We start from the raw sequence: 18,075 nt of genomic DNA on the forward strand, positions 1-18,075 counted from the left end.
GCGCCGGACGCGGTCAGGGGTTCACTGGGCGCCCGCCAGCGGCTAACATGTCGGCCACCCGGGCATCGTGGCTGATCACGAGCCTGGTAGCGCTCCCACGATCTCCGGTCGTGGCCCGCTTCAGGCGCCGTCCTGCACGGCCGTGACCACGACGACGAGGAGCGAGCGTGCGCTGGGCCTTGACGATGCTGCGGAATCGCGCCGGCGCGCAGCGTGCCCTGCTCCTCCCGGTGCTGGCGGTCTCCGTCGTCAGCGCCTCGCTGCTCGGCACCTTCGTGCTGCTCCTCACCGCCGGCCAGCACCGTGCGCTCGAGGTCGGCCTCGACCGCAAGCCCGTCGCGAGCCGCGAGATCGACGCCCGGTACCTGCTCGTCGACGACGCGTCGGGCCCCGAGGTGCTGGCGAAGGCGGACGCCGCGCTCGACGGCTTCCTCGGCTCCCTGCCTGCGGACCGCGCCGCATGGCTCTCGTCGGAGATGTACGAGGTCCCGGGAACCTCGGACGAGCGCGACCCGTACGTCTACCTGGCCTCGTACCCCGTGATCCCGCACGGCACGAGGCTGGTGGTGGGAGCGCTCCCAAGCGCATCGACGGACGCCGCGGGGCACGTGCAGGCGGCCGTCCCCCGGGACGCGGCGGAGGCGTTGGGCTGGCACGTCGGGTCGGTGGTCCGGCTGAGCGACGCCGGCGGCCCCGCCCGGACGACGGTCGTCGTCACGGGCATCTACGAACGGACCGGGCCGCTCGCCCCGTGGTCGCGCGACGTCCTGGCCGGCGCGACGTACGACCCGGCCTACCGGGTGGTCGGCGCGATGGACAGCTCGCGCACCCAGGCGTGGGGCCCGCTGGTCGTCACGCCCGAGGCGTTCACCTCGGGCGCGGCGACGCTCACCCGGGCCGACCTCGTCGCCGTGCCGCGGTTCGGGGCGACGACGGCGGCCGACGTGGCCTCGCTGCGCGACCGGCTCGCGACCGCGCGGGCGACGCTGTCGGCAGCGACCCCCGTCTCCCTGGCGGCGCTCAACCTCGTGACGCAGCTGCCCGCGACCATCGACGACGCCGGGGCCGCGCTCCAGGTCACGCAGGTCGGGCTCGTGATCGTCGGGCTCGTGCTCGTCGTGCTCGCCGTGACGGTCCTGCTGCTCGCGGCCCGGCTGCTGGCCGAGCGGCGCGCCGCCGAGCAGACCCTCATGGCGTCGCGCGGCGCGACGGGCGGCCAGATCCTCGGGCTCGCCGCGCTCGAGTCCCTCGCGATCGCGCTGGTGACGACCGCGCTGGCGCCCTGGTTGGCATCGACGCTCTACGGGGCCGTCACCGGCGTCGGGCCGTTCGAGCGCGCCGGCCTGCACGACGATCCCGGCCGTCCCGCGGTGCTCTGGGTGTCGTGCGCCGCCGCGGCGCTCGTGCTCGCGGGCGTGCTGCTCGGGCCGGTGCTGAAGCGCCGGGGCAGCGACGTGGACGCCGAGCAGCGGCTCGTCCGCCCGGACCGCAGCGGCGGGCTCGCCCGCACGGGCGCCGACCTCGCGCTCGTCGTGCTCGCCGTCCTCGCGCTCGTGCAGCTGCGGACCTACCGCACGCCGGCCGCGGCAGGAGTCGGCGGGCTCGGCTCGATCGACCCCGTGCTCGTGGCGGCACCGGCGCTGGTCCTGCTCGCGGGCGGCGTCGTCGCGCTGCGGCTCCTGCCGCGCGTCGCGCACGCGTGGGAGCGGGCCGCCGCACGCAGCCGCTCGCTCGTCGGGCCGCTGGCGGCGTGGGAGACCGCCCGCCGACCCGGGCGCGCCGCGGGCGCCGTCCTGCTGGTGACGCTCGTCGTCGGCGTCGGGGTGTTCGCCCAGTCGTTCCTCGCGACGTGGCGCGGCTCGCAGCTCGACCAGGCCGACCTCGCCGTCGGGACCGACGTGCGCGTGGCGGCCGCGGGGGGCGAGCCGCTCGCGACCGCGGGCGCGATCTCCGCCGAGCCGGCCGTCGTCCGCGCGTCCGCGGTGCTCGACCGGCCAGTGACGACCGGCGGGGCGGGGGCGGACGCGTACGGCAGCGGGCAGCTCGTCGCGCTCGACACGACGCACGCCGACGACGTCCTGCGCGGGCGCACCGACCCCGCGGGCTGGTCGCGCGAGGTCGCGGCCCTGCACCCGAGCTCCGCGCTGCAGGGCACCCCGCTGCCCGGTGCGCCGACGGCCCTCGTGCTCGACCTCACGGCGTCGGCGGACGTCAGCGCCGGCCGGCTCCTCGTCGCGCTCGTCGTCCGGGACGCGACCGGCGGGCTCACGTCGATCGACCTGCCGCCCCTGGCGAGCCAGGGCTCGCACCGCGACCTCGTCGTGCCGCTGCCCGCGGCGGTGCCCGGCTCGTCGCTCGTCGGCGTGCACGTCCTGCTCTCGTCGGTGACCGTCGACCCGGCCGTCCTCGCCGACGCACCCGAGATAGGCCTCCGCATGAACGTCAGCGACCTGCGCGTCGTCTCGGCCGGCGGCGTCGCGGCGGGCCGGACGTCCCCCACGATCGACGACGTCGACCCTGCACACGTCACCCCGGTGCGCCTCGACAGCAGGACGTGGACCGCCCAGGGCCTCGACGAGCCGGGTTCGGGCTCCTCGGTCGCGAGGGTCACGCAGGGCGGCGACTCGCTGCGCGTGACGGACATGATCGCTCCCGGTCTCGTGGAGTCGGGCGGGCAGGGCTTCGCCCTGGTCGGCACGTCCGACGCCGACGCGCCCGCACGCGTCCTGGCGACGCCGGGCCTGCTGTCCTCCACCGGCAGCGAGGTGGGAGACCACCTCACGGTCGACGTCGACCACACGTCGATGGACGTGACCATCGCCGGCACCATCCCCCACCTGCCCGGCGAGCCGGGGACCGACGGCATCCTGGCCGACTCCGCCGCCGTGGCGCGGGCGTACCTGCTCGGCGGCGGCAGCGACTCGCTCGCCGACGAGTGGTGGCTGGGGGTCCCGGACGCCGACGCGGACGCCGTCGCCACGCACCTGGTCGACGCCGGGCCTGCGACGACGCGGGTCGCGGCGCGTGCGGACGCGACCGTCGGACCGCTCCACGTCGGCGTCCAGGCGGCCCTGTGGATCGTCACGGCGGCGGCCCTTGGCCTCGCGGTGGCCGGCATCGCGCTGAGCGCGACCGTCTCCGTCCGGACGCGGCGGCTCGAGCTCGCGCGCCTGCAGGCGGTCGGCGCCTCGCGGCGCGCGCTCGTGCGGTCGGTGCTCACCGAGTACGCCGTGCTCGGGGGGCTGGGCGTCGTCGTGGGACTCGCGCTCGGCGCCGTGCTCGCGCGGGAGATCGTGCCGCTCGTCACCGTGTCTGCGTCGGGTGCCCCGCCCGTGCCGTCGGTGCTCGTGCACGGGGCGTGGGCGACGCAGGGACGGCTGCTCGCGCTGCTGGTCCTGCTCGTCGGCGTCGCCGTGGCGACCACCACCAACGCGCTGCTGCGCCGTGCGTCCGGTGAGCTGCTGCGCCTGGGAGACGAGCGATGACGACGACCACCCGCCCCCGCCCGCGCCGTCGTGCGCCACGGGCCGCCCTGCGCAGCGGGCTGCGGGCCGCGACCGCCGACGCGCTGCTCGTGCCGCGCCGGCGCGCCGGCGCCGACAAGGGTCTGCTCGTGCTGTCCGCCGCGTTGCTCGTGGTGACCGTCGCGCTCGCCCTGCTGGCGCCGCGCGTGCTGCTGCGCTCAGCGGACGACGCGGTGCACGAGGCGGTCGCGGCGGCAGGGCACGACGCCGACATCGTCGTCGAGCCGGGCAAGGACGTCCTGGGCGCCTCCACCGTGAGCTCCGCGGGGGACGCCGCCGACGAGCTCCAGGACGACACGAACACCATCGGCAAGAACCTCAGGACCGCGCTCGGCGACGACCTCGTCGGACCCGCGGCGTCCTCCATCACCAGCCGGACGACGACGGCGCTCGTCACCGGCGCCGCGGACACGCCGCGCGTCGTCGCGGCCCGCCTGGCCTACGTCACGGACGGCACGTCCACCACGCCGCCCGTGCGGTGGGTCGCCGGGTCCGCCCCCGCCGCGGCCCCGGACCCCGAGGGCTCCGGCGAGGGCGCGGGAGACGATGCCGCCCCGCCGGCCCCTCACGAGGTCCAGGTGGGCCTCTCGCGCGCCGCCGCGCAGAAGCTCGGGATCGAGGTCGGGACCACGTTCAAGCTCAGCATGGCGGCGAGCGGCCCGACCGTGGCCGTCGTCAGCGGCCTCTACACGCCGCTCGACCCGTCGGCCCTCGTGTGGGCCGGCTTCCCCGACCTGCTCGCCGCCGTCCCGCCGGCCGCGAACGCGGACGTCGAGGGCGGCGTCGGCCTGCTCCTGACGGGGGACTCGCTCGCGGACGCGAAGCGCCGGTACCTGGGCCCGGACTTCACGTCCGGGGCGCGGTTCGTCGTCGAGCGGGACGCGGTCGACGCGGGCTCGGTGCCGACGGTCGAGCGGTCGCTCCGGCGCATGCTCGCGCAGCCGCGGGCGTTGACCCAGTGGCTGGCCACCCCGCCGACCGTCCGGACCACGCTCGTCGACGTGCTCGCGGCGCACGAGGCCCGGCAGGCGGCGGCCGACGCGCAGAGCTCGGTGCTCGTCGTCGGCCTCGCGGGGGTCGGTGCGCTCGCGCTCGTGCTCGCGGCACGGCTGCTGGTTGCCCGCCGCCGCACGTCTCTGCTGGCCGAGCGCGCCCGGGGTGCGTCGACCGCGTCGGTCGCCCTGCGCGCGGCGGTCGAGAGCGTCCCGCTCGCGGCCGTCGCCGCGGGAGTCGGCGCCCTCGTCGCGTGGCTGATCCTGCCCGACGCCCGCGGGTCGTGGACCGCCGCGGCGGCTGTCGCGGCGGTGGCGGCGCTCGCACCGCCGGTCGCCGCGGCGACGCTCGTGCACGGCGCCTGGTCGGGCCGGCGGCTGCCGGCCAACCGCGCCGACCGCCGACGCGTTCTCGGCCGCCGGCGTGCCCGGAGAGTGACGCTCGAGCTCACCCTCGTCGCCGTCGCGGCGGCCGCGCTCGTGTCCGTGCAGCGCCGGGGCCTGCTCGAGTCGGCGACGACGCACGTCGACCTGCTGCTCGCGGCGACCCCGCTGCTGCTCGCCGTCGCCGCCACGATCGTCCTGCTGCACCTCATGCCGCCCGTGCTGCGAGCGATCTCCCGGCGCGCCCAGGCCGGTCGCGGTCTGGTGCCGGTCGTCGCCTCCGCCCGCGCCGGGAACGCGTCGGGGACCGCGGTCCCGCTGCTCACGCTCACGGTGGCCGTCGCGCTGCTCGTCTTCTGCGGCACGACGGTCCAGACCGTCCACCAGGGCCAGGACGACGCGGCACGGACCGTGGTCGGGGCGACCGTGCGCGTCGACGGCCCCGCGACCGAGGCCGACGTGGCCGCGCTGCGCCGGGCGCCGGGCGTCACAGCGGTCGCGGCGGCGTCGCTCAGCCCCGCCCGGCCCCTCGGCGCCAACAGCGGGGTGACCGCCGACGTCGAGGCGGTCGACGCCCGCGCGTACGCGACGATCCTGCGCGCGCACGGCTGGCCCGTCGACCCCGGCCTGACCGACCTCGACCAGGCGTCCGGCGGGACGATCCCCATGCTCGTCTCGCCCTCGCTCGCCGCGGCGACCGCGGCGTACCAGCCCGAGCTGCTCACCGCGTCGGGCCCCGTCAGGCTCCGGGTGGCCGGCGAGGTGCACGGCGGCCCCGACATCGTGCCGGTCGTCCCCACCCCCGGTGCCGCGCCGCCGTCCGCCGACGGGATCGTCCTGGTCGACCGGGCGACCTTCGAGCGGGTGGACGAGCCGGACGACGCGAGCGGCGATCCGGCCTCGTCGACCATCACGACCGTCTGGGTCGACGGCCCCGGATCCGCCGCGGCCGTGCACGCGACAGGCCTCGACGCCCGGGCGGGCCTCCGCGTCACGACGAGCACCGGCTGGGTCGAGGCGACGCGCACGGCACCGCTGAACGAGGCGCTGGTCGCGCTCCTGGTCGGCACGGGGCTCGCGCTCGCCCTGTTCGCCGCGATGGCCCTCGTGCTCACCGTCGTCGCGACGTCGGGCGAGCGCGGCCGCACCGTCGCCGTCCTGCGCACCGTCGGTCTCGATGCGCGCACCGCACGGGCGATGACCTTCGGCGAGCTCGCGCCCCTCGCGGTCGCCGCGCTGGTCGCCGGGACGCTCATCGGCGTCGCCGTCCCGGGGCTGCTCACCCGGTCGCTCGGGCTCGACGTCGCGACCGGCCTGCCCGGCGCGGTGGTGTCGCTCGCGGTCTCGTGGGTCCCGCTCGCGCTCGCAGCCGCCGTCGTGGGCGTCTCGCTGGTCGCGGCGGTGCACGTGGAGTCCGCCGTGCGCCGGCGCGACCGGCTCGGCGAGGTGCTGCGGGTGGGCGAGCGATGACACGGACGCACATGGACACGACCGGCAGGACCGGCAGGACCGATCGAGGGAGGCCCCGATGACGACGACCGTCGACGAGCCCACGCTGGGCACGCTCGAACGGCGCGCCCGGCAGCGCACCGGCACGTTCGGCGAGGACGCGCTCATCGCGTGCGACTCGCTCGTGCGGATCTACCAGTCGGAGGGCGTCGAGGTGCAGGCCCTGCAGGGCCTCGACCTGCTCGTGAACGCCGGTGAGCTCGTCGCGATCGTCGGCGCGTCGGGCTCCGGGAAGTCCACCCTGCTCGCGGTCCTGTCGGGCCTCGACGTCCCGACGGCCGGCCGCGTGCGCGTCGGCGACTGGGACCTCATGGCGATGAGCTCGCGCCAGCGCGTCGAGTACCGGCGCTCGATGGTCGGGTTCGTCTGGCAGCAGACCGCACGCAACCTCGTGCCGTACCTCACGGCGGCTGAGAACGTCATGTTCCCGATGGCGCTCGCGGGCGTGGGTCGCAAGGAGCGCGCGGCGCGCGCCGTCGAGCTGCTCGCGATGCTCGGCGTCGCCTACGGTGCCGACCGCCGGCCGGGTCAGCTCTCGGGCGGCGAGCAGCAGCGGGTCGCGATCGCCGTCGGCCTCGCCAACAGACCGCAGGTCCTGTTCGCCGACGAGCCGACGGGCGAGCTCGACACCGCGACGTCGTCGGACGTGCTCGAAGCCATGCGCACGGTCAACCGTGAGCTGGGCACGACGGTCGTCGTCGTCACGCACGACGCCGGCGTGTCGGAGCACGTGCAACGCACCGTCGCGATCCGCGACGGCCGCACGTCGTCCGAGGTGGTGCGCACGACGCGCACGCACGAGGACGGCACCGAGCACACCGTGGCCGAGGAGTTCGCGGTCCTCGACCGCGCGGGCCGCGTCCAGCTGCCGCAGGAGTACCGCGAGACGCTCGAGCTCGTCGGCCGCGTGCGGCTCGCGCTCGAGGACTCGCACGTCTCCGTGTGGCCCGACCGGCCCCGGCCGGCCGCCACGTCCGCGCCTGCACCCGAGGCCACGGTCGACGCCGCGCCCGACGAGGAGACCCGATGACGACGACCACGCCCGCGCCCATCGCCGCTGCGACCATCGACACGATGGTCCGCGTCGAGTCGCTGTCGCGCACCTACGGCTCGGGCGACACGGCCGTGCACGCGCTGCGCGACGTGTCGTTCGAGATCGTCCCGGGCGAGCTGGTGGCGCTCGTCGGTCGCTCGGGCTCCGGCAAGACGACGCTGCTGAACTGCGTCGGCGGCCTCGACCGGCCGGACGGTGGCCGCGTCGTCGTCGACGGGCGCGAGGTGTCGTCGCTCGGCGAGGACGGCCTGGTCGACCTGCGCCGCGACGTCGTGTCGTACGTGTTCCAGACGTTCGGCCTGGTGCCGGTCCTGTCCGCGGCCGAGAACGTCGGCGTCCCGCTGCGCCTGCGCAAGCTCGACGCGGTCGCGCGGGAGGAGCGCGTCGCGCTGCTGCTCGACCTCGTCGGGCTCGGTGACCACGCCGACCAGCGGCCGGGGGAGATGTCGGGGGGCCAGCAGCAGCGCGTGGCGATCGCCCGCGCGCTGGCGAACTCCCCGCGGCTGCTCATCGCCGACGAGCCGACCGGGCAGCTCGACACCGCGACCGGCCAGGCCGTGATGGCGCTGCTGCGCGCCGTCGTCGAGGCCGAGGGCATGACGGCGATCGTCTCCACGCACGACCCCCTGATGATGTCGCTGGCCGACCGCGTGGTCCGCCTCGCGGACGGCCGGGTCCTGACCGACTGACCCCCGCCCCCGCGCCGCACCCCTCCGGTGCCGAACACGGGCCCTGCGTCCGTCAGCTCGCGCTGACGGGCGCGGGCCCCGTTGTCGCGGGGCCGCGATCCGGCCCTCGGCGGGCGGTAGGTTGCGGCCATGCCGATCCTTCCCGGGCCGTTCCTCGACGCCGACACGCTGTTCGCCGGGGCCGAGCCGCCTGTGCTCGAGGCGCGCGGTGGTCTCCGCCTGCGCCCGTGGGCGGCCGACGACGCCCCCGCGGTCCGGGCGGTCTACGCCGACCCGGACGTCCGTCGTTGGCATGCGCGCGCCCTCGCGGACGACGACGAGGCTCGTGAGCTGGTCGCGGGCTGGACCGCGGAGTGGGGGGCCCGCGCCGGGGCGCACTGGGCCGTCGAGGACACGGGCGGCACGCTCGTCGGGCGCGTGACGCTCGTCGACGTCGACGACCGGGACGGCACCGCCGAGATCGGGTACTGGACGGTCCCCGACGCGCGGGGGCGCGGCGTGGCCGGCGCGGCCGTGGAGGCGGTCGTCCGGTGGGCGCGCGCGGGCGGGCTGTGGCGGCTCGAGATCGAGCACGCGTCGGAGAACCTCGCCTCCTGCCGGGTCGCCGAGCGGTCGGGGTTCGCGCTCGAGGGGGTCAGGCGGGCATCGGCCTTGCACGAGGACGGCTTCCACGACATGCACGTGCACGTGCTGTTCCCGTCGACCGACCCACGGTGGGACCGTCCGACGCCGTCGTGCTCGGGGGTCGTGGGCGCGGGCCGGCCTACGGGGGTCGTCGTTCGGGTTGCTCGTCCGGGGGACGCGGCCCAGGTCTGGCCGCTCGTCGAGGCGTTCGCGGCGACGACGACGCCGACCCGTGCCCGCTTCGAGCGTGCGTTTCCCGCCGCCGTGGCGCGCCCGGACGTGGTGGTGCTCGTCGCTGAGGAGGGCGACGCGGTCGTCGGGTACCTGCTCGCGCAGCTCGAGCCGACGTTCTTCGCGGACGGCCCGGTCGCGTGGGTCCAGGAGGTCATGGTCCGCGCGGACCGGCGGGGGAGCGGCGTCGGCCGCGCGCTCGTCCGGGCTGCCGAACGGTGGGCGCAGGCCGGGGGAGCGGCGTACGTCTCGCTGGCCTCGCGCCGCGCGGGCGGCTTCTACGAGGCGCTCGGCTACGTGCCGTCGGCGACGTTCTACGAGCGGGCGGTCGCCGGCGCGTGACGCGCCCGCTCGCGGAACGGCAGGAGCAGCACCACGACGACGCCGACGGCGACGCCGAGGAGGGTGTCGACGGCGCGGTCGGCGGCGAGCGTGCCGGCGTCGACCGGTCCGGCGAGCGAGGTCATGAGCAGCGCCATCGGGGTGATCGTGAGCATCGCGAGGGCGTAGTTGCGCACGACGATCAGCTCGGTCACCACCTGCAGGGCCGCGACGAGCACCGCGAGCGCCCAGAACGACAGGTGGGCGTCGAGGACCAGCCAGGCGAGGACGGCGCCGACGGCGGTCCCGGCACCGCGGTGCAGCGCCCGCACGACGACGTGGCGGCGCGAGGTGCCCAGCAGGACAGCGGTCGCGCCGACGGCCGCCCAGCCGGGGTGGCCGAGGCCGACGGCCTGGGCCAGCACGCCGGCCACGAGGGAGCCCGCGCCGCAGCGCAGAGCCTCGGCGTGCCACGCGGGGACGGGCGGCCGCGCGGGCAGGAGCGGCGTCCGGTCGCGGAGGCGCGAGCGGGCGGTCGGGCCCGCGGCGACCGCTGCGACGACGAGGGCGAGGACCGCGCCGACCGCCGTGGCGAGCGTCCGGGTGCCGATGCCGGCGGCGCTGGCCGGCGCGGTGAGGCCGGCGGCCGCGGCGAAGACGACGAGCGTCGCCCCGGGCGGGCCGGTGCGCAGCAGCGCCGTCCCCGCGCACGCGAGGGCGGCCACGAGGCCGAGGATCACGGGGACGGCCCACGTCTCGACCGTGGCGGACCCGGTGCTCGCGAGCGCCCAGCCGGCCCCGCTCGCCGCGGCGATCGCGGCCACCTGGAGGATTCCTGCGGCTCCGACGACCGTCAGGCGCGCGACGGGGTCGGCGAGCCTCCCGTACACGGCGACGATCGCGCCGAGCGCGGCGAACCCGGCGAGCTCGCGGTGCCCGGCCGCGGCGAGGATCGCGAACGTCGCGAGCACGGTGAGGCCGGCGCGCAGCGCTACCGCAAGGTCGGGGCGGCCGTTGCCGGGGTTGACGGTGACGCTCGCACGCCAGGTGTGGTGCAGGTGGTGGCGGGCGGTGGTCGGGCGTTCCGGGGCGAGTGTCATCGCCTCCAGTCTAGCCGTTCGTTCATCGATAGTTCACTAGTGAAGGAACAAGTGACCGTATCCTTGCTCACATGGAGGCTCGAGACGGCGGTGAGCACGACTACGTCGACCGGCTGCGCGCCCAGTGGGCCGAACGGATCCCCACGCTCGACACGTCCCCCGCGGACGTCGTCGCGCGCATCCTGCGCATCGGGGCGCTCGTCGGGCACGCGCACGAGCGCGCGATCGAGGCGGAGGCGCTCAACCGGGGCGAGTTCGAGCTGCTGGCGGCGCTCCGGCGCGCCGGTCACGCGCTGCGCCCCCGCGAGATCAGCACCGTCACCGAGAGCCCGGGCGCCTCGATCACCAAGCGGCTCGACCGGCTCGAGCACGCGGGTCTCGTCGAGCGGACCGTGCCCGAGCGCGACCGGCGCGGCATCCTCGTCTCCCTGACGCCCGCCGGGGTCACGCTCGTCGACCGCCTGTTCCCCGAGCAGGTCGCCCGCGAGGGGGCCGCGCTCGCCGGCCTCTCCGACGCCGACCGCAGGCGGCTCGCGGAGCTCCTCGCCGTCGTCCTGCGCACGCTGGAGCCGAATGCGTACTGACGGCACGCGTCGTCGAGCACGGGCTTCCCGCCCGCCGACGACGGGCTCCGTGCCCGTCAGCGCGAGCTGATGGGCACGGAGCCCGTGTTCGGCAGGACAGAGGGAGTCAGGACTGCGGCGGACGCGTCATCGACAGCACGTCGAGCGCCGCGTCGAGCTGCTCGAGCGTGACCTCGCCGCGCTCGACGAACCCGAGGTCGACGACGGCCTGGCGCACGGTGACCCCGGCGGCGACGGCGTGCTTGGCGACCTTCGCGGCCGCCTCGTAGCCGATGACGCGGTTGAGCGGCGTCACGATGGAAGGCGACGACTCGGCGTAGGCGCGGGCCTGGTCCACGTTCGCCTCGAGGCCGTCGACGGTCTTGTCCGCGAGGACGCGCGACGCGTTGGTGAGCAGCCGGAGCGACTCGAGCACGCCCTGCGCGATCACGGGGATCTGCACGTTGAGCTCGAACGACCCGCTCGCACCGGCCCACGCGACGGTCGCGTCGTTGCCGACGACGCGCGCCGCGACCATGAGCACGGCCTCGGGGATGACGGGGTTGACCTTGCCGGGCATGATCGACGAGCCGGGCTGCAGGTCCGGGATGGCGATCTCGCCGAGGCCCGTGTTGGGGCCGGAGCCCATCCAGCGCAGGTCGTTGCAGATCTTCGTCAGGCTGACGGCGATGGTGCGCAGCGCCCCGGACAGCTCGACGAGCCCGTCGCGCGCGCCCTGCGCCTCGAAGTGGTCGCGGGCCTCGGTGAGGGGCAGGTCGGTGTCCTCGCGCAGCAGCGCGATGACGCGCTGCGGGAACCCGGCGGGGGTGTTGATGCCGGTGCCGACGGCGGTGCCGCCGAGCGGGACCTCGGCGACGCGGGGGAGCGCCGACTCCACGCGCTCGATCCCGTAGCGGACGGCTGCGGCGTACCCGCCGAACTCCTGGCCGAGGGTCACCGGGGTCGCGTCCATGAGGTGGGTGCGGCCGGACTTCACCACGCCGGCCCAGGCGTCGCGCTTGGCCTCGAGGGCCTCCGCGAGGTGCGCGAGCGCGGGCACGAGGTCGCGGACGACGCCCGCGGTCGCGGCCACGTGCACCGAGGTGGGGAACACGTCGTTGGACGACTGCGACGCGTTGACGTGGTCGTTGGGGTGGACGTCGCGGCCGAGGCTGCGGGACGCGAGCGTCGCGAGCACCTCGTTGGTGTTCATGTTCGACGACGTGCCCGAGCCCGTCTGGTACACGTCCACGGGGAAGTCCCCGTCGTGCGTCCCGGAGGCGACGGCGTCGGCCGCGCCGACGATCGCGTCGGCGACGTCCTGGTCGAGCACGCCGAGCTCCGCGTTGGCGCGGGCCGCCGCCTTCTTGATCCGGGCGAGCGCCTCGATGTGCGACCGCTCGAGGGGCGTGCCGGAGATCGGGAAGTTCTCGACGGCGCGCTGCGTCTGCGCCCGGTACAGCGCGGCCGCGGGGACCCGCACCTCGCCCATCGTGTCGTGCTCGATGCGGTACTCGACCGGGGCGGCGTCGTCGGCCCCCGGCGTGGTCGTGTGAGAAGTCATGCGTCCTATCGTGCCGCAGCCCGGTGGGTGCTCCGCGGCCCTGGGCCGTCGGACGTGACGCGAGTCACAGACTCCGGGTCACCGCCGCTGGCGCAGCGCCTCGTACAGCACGACGGCCGTCGCGCTCGCCATGTTGAGCGAGCTGGCAGCGCTCGCGCGCATGGGGATCCGCGCGACGACGTCGCACGCGTCCCGCCACTGCGCGCTCAGCCCGCGCGTCTCGTTGCCGGTGACGACGAGCGTGGGGAGCGTGAGGTCCACGTCGGCCAGCTCGACGTCGCCGTCCTCGTCCGTGCCCACCACCTGCAGCGCCGGGCCGCCGTCCGGCCGCGCCCCGAGGGCGTCGACGACGGCGTGCGCGGACGGCGCGGTCACGACCGGCACCGCGAACACGGAGCCCGTGCTCGCGCGGACCGCCTTGGGGTCGTAGGGGTCGGCGGCGTGCCCGGTCACGACGACGCCGTGCCCGCCGAAGGCGTCGACGGACCGCGCAACCGTGCCCACGTTGCCCGGGCTGGTCGGCCGGTCGAGCGCCACCGCCAGGAGCGGCGCGCCGTCGGATGCGGCGCGCGCGGGGATGCGGGCCAGGTCGTCGGCGGGCAGGGCGACGACGGCCAGGACCTCGGGCGTCGCGTCGTCCTTGCCGCCCAGCTCGCGCAAGAGCTCCGGCGCGACCGCGAACCGGGGCGCGCGGACGCGGCCCGTGAGCTCGCCGGCCCAGGCGGACAGCGGGCGGTCGCCGTCGACGAGCCACTCGCGCACCGCGAGGCCGGACTCCACGGCGACGGTGATGGGGCGCACGCCCTGGACCAGCGCGTGCCCGGCGCGGTGCCGCTTGGCGCGGTTGGTCAGCAGCGTCTCCCACTGCTGGAATGTGGCGTTGCGGACCGTGACCTGTCGCATGGCGTCTCCCGCGGGCGTCCGGCGCCGTCAGGCGACCGGGGCCTCGCCGACCTCGCCGACGACCTCGACCAGCCGGGCCTCGCCGTCGCGGAGGTCGTACTCGACGCCCACGATCGCGCAGCGGCCCTCGTCGACGGCCGCGCGCAGGGCGGCCGAGTAGGACGGGAGCGCGTTCACCGTGTGCCGCACGTGGGCGTTCAGCAGCTGCGCCTCGTCCATCGCCGCGAACGCCTCCGGGCCCTGCGCCGTCAGGCTGACGATCGACGGGATGACCCCGTCGGTGACGGCGCGCACGAAGCCCGGGGGCTCCTCGCCCGTCCGCAGCGTGCGGGCCGCGGCGCCCACGGCCCCGCAGGAGCTGTGGCCGAGGACGACCACGAGGCTCGCGCCGAGCAGCTCGACGCCGAACTCGATGGAGCCGAGGACCGCCGGGTCGACGACGTGACCCGCGTTCCGGACGACGAACAGGTCGCCGAGCCCCTGGTCGAAGATCAGCTCGGACGCGACGCGCGAGTCGGAGCAGCCGAACACCACGGCGAACGGGTGCTGAGCGAGAGCCGTCTCGTGGCGCCTCGACGTGTCCTGCGACGGGTGCTCCATCGCGTCGCGGACGAACCGGGCGTTGCCTTCACGCAGTGCGGACCAGGACTCGGTGGGGGTGCGCATGGGCCCATCCTCGCCCATGCCGGGCGGCGGTCGCGACGGCGCCCAGGAGCGGGACGCCGTCGCGGACGTCTTGCGCCCCGAGCTACAGCTCGGTGGCGTCGAGCTCCGCGCGGCGCGGCGGGTTGGCACCGGCCCGCGAGACCGTGATCGCGGCGACCCGCACGCAGCGGGCGAGCACGCGCTCGACGGCGTCGCCCGGGATCGCGCGCAGCGCAGGCCGGTTCGCGGCGCCGAGCAGGCCCTCGTGCCACAGGCCGTCGATCAGGGCGCCCATGAACGAGTCGCCGGCGCCGACCGTGTCGATGACCTCGACGCGCTCGGCGGGGACGCCCGTGACCCCCTGGCCCGTGACGGCGACCGCGCCGTCGCCGCCCAGCGTGACCACGACGAGCGCCGGGCCGAGCGCGAGCCAGCCGCGCGCGACGTCGACGGGGTCGCGGCCCGGGACGAGCCAGGCGAGGTCCTCGTCGGACACCTTGACGACGTCGGAGCGTCGCACGAGCTCCTCGACCCGCGGCGCGACGTCAGCGGCCGAGCCCATGAGCGACGGGCGCAGATTCGGGTCGTACGTGACGGTCGCGTGCGCGCGGTGCGCGTCGAGCACCGACAGGACCGCGTCCGCGCCAGGCGCGAGGACCGCGCCGATGGAGCCCGTGTGCACGACGGTCGCATCGGCCGGGTCGAGCGTCACGGGCGGGATCGCCCACTCGAGCTCGAACTCGTAGGTCGCTGAGCCTGTGTCCGAGAGCCGCGCGGTGGCCACGGAGGTGCGCGCCGCGCCGTCGGAGCCGTCGACGACGCTCACGTCGGACGCGCGCAGCCACGAGCGGATGCGGTCGCCGTACGCGTCGGTGCCGAACGAGGTCAGGAGACGCGCCGGCCGGCCCAGCCGGCCGAGCGTGAGCGCCACGTTCGCCGGGCTGCCGCCCGGGTGCACGTCCACGGTGCCGTCAGCGCGGTGCACGACGTCGATGAGCGCCTCTCCGACGACGAGCGCGTCGCCCGTCACGGCGCGGGTCACAGCGACGCCTCATCCTGGTAGGCGCTGTCCTCGTCGGCGCCGTTCGCCGGGCCGTTCGCCGCGTCCGTCGACGCGCCGTCGCGCGCCGCCTCGAGGCGCTCGCGGGCGCCGTCGAGCCACTGCTGGCAGCGGTCGGCGAGGGCCTCGCCGCGCTCCCAGAGCGCGAGGGAGTCCTCGAGGGTGGCGGCGCCCGCCTCGAGCCGGGAGACCACGTCGACGAGCTGGTCGCGGGCCTCCTCGTAGCTCAGCGCGGTGACATCGTTGTCAAGTGGGGGTCTGGGTGCTGCGGTGCTCACGCGACGGATCCTTCCACACGATCGGGCTTCTTCCGGCGGTTCGTCCGCGGGGCGGGCGTCGCCCCGTCCGGGCGGGCCGCCACCTCCGCCGCGAGCTCGCCGCCCGCGACCCGGACGCGCAGCGCGTCGCCCGGGGCGACGTCGTCGGGCGTGCGGACCACGCCCCCGCCCGGGCCCTGCACCACCGCGTAGCCGCGCTCGAGCGTCGCCGCCGGCGACAGGGCACGGACCTGCGCGGCGAGGCGTCCGACCTCGCCCGACGCGCGGACCAGGGCCCCGTCGAGGGCCCGCCGGCCCGACGTGCGCAGCCGCCCGACCTCGAGCTCGCGGACCTCGACCATCGTCGCCGGACGGGCGAGGACCGGCCGCGAGCGCACGGCGGCGAGCCGCTCGCCCTCGTGCGTCAGGCGCCCCCGCACCGCGCCCCGCAGCCGGAGGCGTGCTTGCTGGAGGCGCTGCCGTTCCTCCCGCACGTCCGGCACGATCCGCTTCGCGGCGTCCGTCGGCGTGGACGCCCGGTAGTCCGCGACGAGGTCGAGCAGGGGGGCGTCCGTCTCGTGGCCGATCGCGCTCACGAGCGGCGTCCGGCACGCAGCCGCCGCGCGGACCAGTGTCTCGTTGCTGAACGGCAGCAGGTCCTCGACCGCGCCGCCGCCGCGCGCCACGACGATCACCTCGACGTCGGAGCGGGCGTCGAGCTCGGCGATCGCCGCCGTCACCTGCGGCACCGCGCCCTGCCCCTGCACCGCGACCTCGCGGATCTCGAACCGGACCTGCGGCCACCGGGCCCGCGCGTTCACCACGACGTCGTGCTCCGCCTTCGACTCGCGGCCGCAGACCAGGCCCACCACTGCGGGTAGGAATGGCAGCGCGACCTTGCGGTCGGCGTCGAACAGTCCTTCGGCCGCGAGGATCCGCTTGAGGTGCTCGATGCGCGCCAGCAGCTCGCCGACGCCGACCGCGCGGATCGCCGACGCCTGCAGCTGCAGCGTCCCGCGCTTGGTCCAGAACGTCGGCTTCGCCTGGACGACGACGTGCGCGCCCTCGTGCACCGCGTCGCCCGGCGCCTCGAGGACGCGGGCCTGCATCGACACCGGCAGCGACGCGTCGGCCTCCGTGTCGCGCAGCGTGAGGAAGCAGTAGCCGGACCCCGGCCGGCGATTGAGCTGGACCACCTGACCCTCGACCCACACCGGCGACATCCGGTCCACGTACGCGGCGATCTTGCTGGACAGCAGCCGCACGGGCCACGGGTGTTCCGCGCTCGTGTCGAGGGCGCGTGCAGGAAGGTCGGTCACGGGTCCACCCTGCCGCATCCCACCGACACCTCCCACCCGTTCGTCGACGGTGACGCTGTGCTCGCCGACGGTGACGTCCGCGACAGTGGGGCGACAGTGGGTTTGTCGCGAGCCACCGGGAAGGTCGCGCTGACTCGCGACGAACGTGGTGACTCGCGAGCCGAGGGGGCGTCACCGTCGGCGGGCGCGGCGGAGGACGTGTGGCGGTGTCGCGGACGTGACCCCCGTCTCGGGGTCGGTGCTGGCCGCTCGCCTAGACTCGACGACGTGACCACCCCCACCACGACGGCGCCCGAGCGCCGTGTCCTCCTCGCCGCGCCGCGCGGCTACTGCGCCGGCGTGGACCGGGCGGTCGTCGCCGTCGAGAAGGCGCTCGAGCACTACGGCGCCCCGGTGTACGTCCGCAAGGAGATCGTCCACAACAAGCACGTCGTGGCGACGCTCTCGGAGCGTGGCGCGATCTTCGTCGACGACACGGACGAGGTGCCCGAGGGCGCGCGGGTGGTGTTCTCCGCGCACGGCGTGTCCCCGGCGGTCCGGGAGGCGGCGACGGCGCGGAGGCTGGAGACGATCGACGCGACGTGCCCCCTGGTGACGAAGGTGCACCGCGAGGCGGTCCGGTTCGCGCGCGACGACTACGACATCCTCCTGATCGGACACTCGGGCCACGAGGAGGTCGAGGGGACCGCGGGCGAGGCGCCGGAGCACATCCAGGTCGTCAACTCGCCCGACGACGTCGACCAGGTGACCGTCCGCGACCCCGACAAGGTGATCTGGATCTCGCAGACGACCCTCTCGGTCGACGAGACCATGGAGACGGTCCGGCGGCTGCGCGACAAGTTCCCCACCCTGCAGGACCCGCCGAGCGACGACATCTGCTACGCCACCCAGAACCGGCAGGTCGCGGTGAAGAAGCTCGCGCCGGAGGCCGACCTGGTGATCGTCGTCGGGTCGGCGAACTCGTCCAACTCGGTGCGCCTGGTCGAGGTCGCGCTCGAGGCGGGGGCGCGCGCGTCGCACCGCATCGACCGCGCGGCGGAGATCGACCCGGCGTGGCTCGACGGCGTCACGACCGTCGGGGTCACGTCGGGGGCGTCGGTGCCGGAGATCCTGGTCCAGGACGTCCTGACCTACCTGGCCGAGCGTGGCTACGGCCGGGTCGAGGAGGTCCGCACCGCGACCGAGGACCTCATGTTCTCGCTGCCGCGCGAGCTCCGGGCCGACCTCGAGGGTGTGGAGGCCGCCGGCCGACCGGTTCGCGGCGGTCGGACGACCCTCGGTCTCCAGCCGAGCTGACCGCGGCTGTCGATCCGGGCGTTCCGACTTCGTCGTCTCT

The 18,075-nt window shown here is 76.0% G+C and carries 14 protein-coding genes; 7 read left to right on the forward strand and 7 right to left on the reverse strand.

Translation table 11 applies throughout. The annotated features are described in order from the left end of the window. Positions 1–167 precede the first annotated feature (167 nt). The 5 genes from ACLQ14_RS10470 (at position 168) to ACLQ14_RS10490 (ending at position 9,349) form a co-directional block, all read left to right on the forward strand. A complete protein-coding gene (locus ACLQ14_RS10470; RefSeq protein ID WP_425812639.1) occupies positions 168–3,485 on the forward strand; it encodes an FtsX-like permease family protein in 3,318 nt (1,105 codons plus the stop codon). Further along, entirely contained in the window at positions 3,482–6,370 is a 2,889-nt protein-coding gene (locus tag ACLQ14_RS10475; protein WP_425812641.1) for an FtsX-like permease family protein, read from the forward strand. The genes ACLQ14_RS10470 and ACLQ14_RS10475 overlap by 4 nt, the downstream gene beginning before the upstream one ends. Positions 6,371–6,428: 58 nt before the next feature. Next, positions 6,429–7,439 (forward strand): ABC transporter ATP-binding protein, encoded by a 1,011-nt coding sequence (locus tag ACLQ14_RS10480; protein ID WP_425812643.1) that lies wholly within the window; start codon positions 6,429–6,431, stop codon positions 7,437–7,439. After that, positions 7,436–8,152, forward strand: coding sequence for an ABC transporter ATP-binding protein (locus ACLQ14_RS10485; RefSeq protein ID WP_425812645.1), 717 nt, complete (start codon positions 7,436–7,438; stop codon positions 8,150–8,152). Before ACLQ14_RS10480 ends, ACLQ14_RS10485 begins: the two co-directional genes overlap by 4 nt. 129 nt (positions 8,153–8,281) lie before the next feature. Then, positions 8,282–9,349, forward strand: a complete 1,068-nt coding sequence (locus tag ACLQ14_RS10490; RefSeq protein ID WP_425812647.1) for a GNAT family N-acetyltransferase — start codon at positions 8,282–8,284, stop codon at positions 9,347–9,349. Here the strand turns inward: ACLQ14_RS10490 and ACLQ14_RS10495 are convergent. Next, on the reverse strand, positions 9,322–10,428 hold the full coding sequence (locus tag ACLQ14_RS10495) for an FUSC family protein (RefSeq protein WP_425812649.1): 1,107 nt from the start codon (positions 10,426–10,428) through the stop codon (positions 9,322–9,324). The two genes, ACLQ14_RS10490 and ACLQ14_RS10495, sit on opposite strands and share 28 nt — an antisense overlap. 71 nt (positions 10,429–10,499) lie before the next feature. Between ACLQ14_RS10495 and ACLQ14_RS10500 the strand changes: the two genes are divergently transcribed. Next, positions 10,500–11,012: a MarR family winged helix-turn-helix transcriptional regulator gene (locus ACLQ14_RS10500; RefSeq protein WP_425812651.1), complete on the forward strand. Its 513-nt coding sequence runs from the start codon at positions 10,500–10,502 to the stop codon at positions 11,010–11,012. Between the two features lie 106 nt (positions 11,013–11,118). On the opposite strand, the gene ACLQ14_RS10505 is transcribed toward ACLQ14_RS10500, so the two are convergent. From ACLQ14_RS10505 to xseA, 6 genes are all read right to left on the reverse strand, one after another. Continuing rightward, positions 11,119–12,555 carry a class II fumarate hydratase gene (locus ACLQ14_RS10505; RefSeq protein WP_425812653.1) on the reverse strand — a complete coding sequence of 479 codons (1,437 nt, stop codon included), beginning with the start codon at positions 12,553–12,555 and terminating at the stop codon, positions 11,119–11,121. A 78-nt stretch (positions 12,556–12,633) separates the two neighbouring features. After that, on the reverse strand, positions 12,634–13,458 hold the full coding sequence (locus ACLQ14_RS10510; protein ID WP_425812655.1) for a TrmH family RNA methyltransferase: 825 nt from the start codon (positions 13,456–13,458) through the stop codon (positions 12,634–12,636). A gap of 27 nt (positions 13,459–13,485) precedes the next feature. Continuing rightward, complete coding sequence (locus ACLQ14_RS10515; protein WP_425812657.1) at positions 13,486–14,124, reverse strand: carbonic anhydrase; 639 nt, start codon at positions 14,122–14,124, stop codon at positions 13,486–13,488. Positions 14,125–14,206: 82 nt separating this feature from the next. Then, positions 14,207–15,145, reverse strand: coding sequence for a carbohydrate kinase family protein (locus ACLQ14_RS10520; RefSeq protein ID WP_425812659.1), 939 nt, complete (start codon positions 15,143–15,145; stop codon positions 14,207–14,209). Beyond that, positions 15,142–15,441, reverse strand: a complete 300-nt coding sequence (locus tag ACLQ14_RS10525; RefSeq protein WP_425812661.1) for an exodeoxyribonuclease VII small subunit — start codon at positions 15,439–15,441, stop codon at positions 15,142–15,144. Before ACLQ14_RS10525 ends, ACLQ14_RS10520 begins: the two co-directional genes overlap by 4 nt. After that, complete coding sequence (gene xseA / locus ACLQ14_RS10530; protein WP_425812662.1) at positions 15,438–16,757, reverse strand: exodeoxyribonuclease VII large subunit; 1,320 nt, start codon at positions 16,755–16,757, stop codon at positions 15,438–15,440. The genes ACLQ14_RS10525 and xseA overlap by 4 nt, the downstream gene beginning before the upstream one ends. Before the next feature lie 249 nt (positions 16,758–17,006). Here xseA and ACLQ14_RS10535 point away from each other — a divergent pair, with 249 nt between their 5' ends. After that, positions 17,007–18,035: a 4-hydroxy-3-methylbut-2-enyl diphosphate reductase gene (locus ACLQ14_RS10535; protein WP_425812664.1), complete on the forward strand. Its 1,029-nt coding sequence runs from the start codon at positions 17,007–17,009 to the stop codon at positions 18,033–18,035. Positions 18,036–18,075: the final 40 nt, after the last annotated feature.

The organism is Luteimicrobium sp. DT211 (assembly GCF_049844995.1).
Taxonomy (GTDB): Bacteria; Actinomycetota; Actinomycetes; order Actinomycetales; family Cellulomonadaceae; genus Luteimicrobium.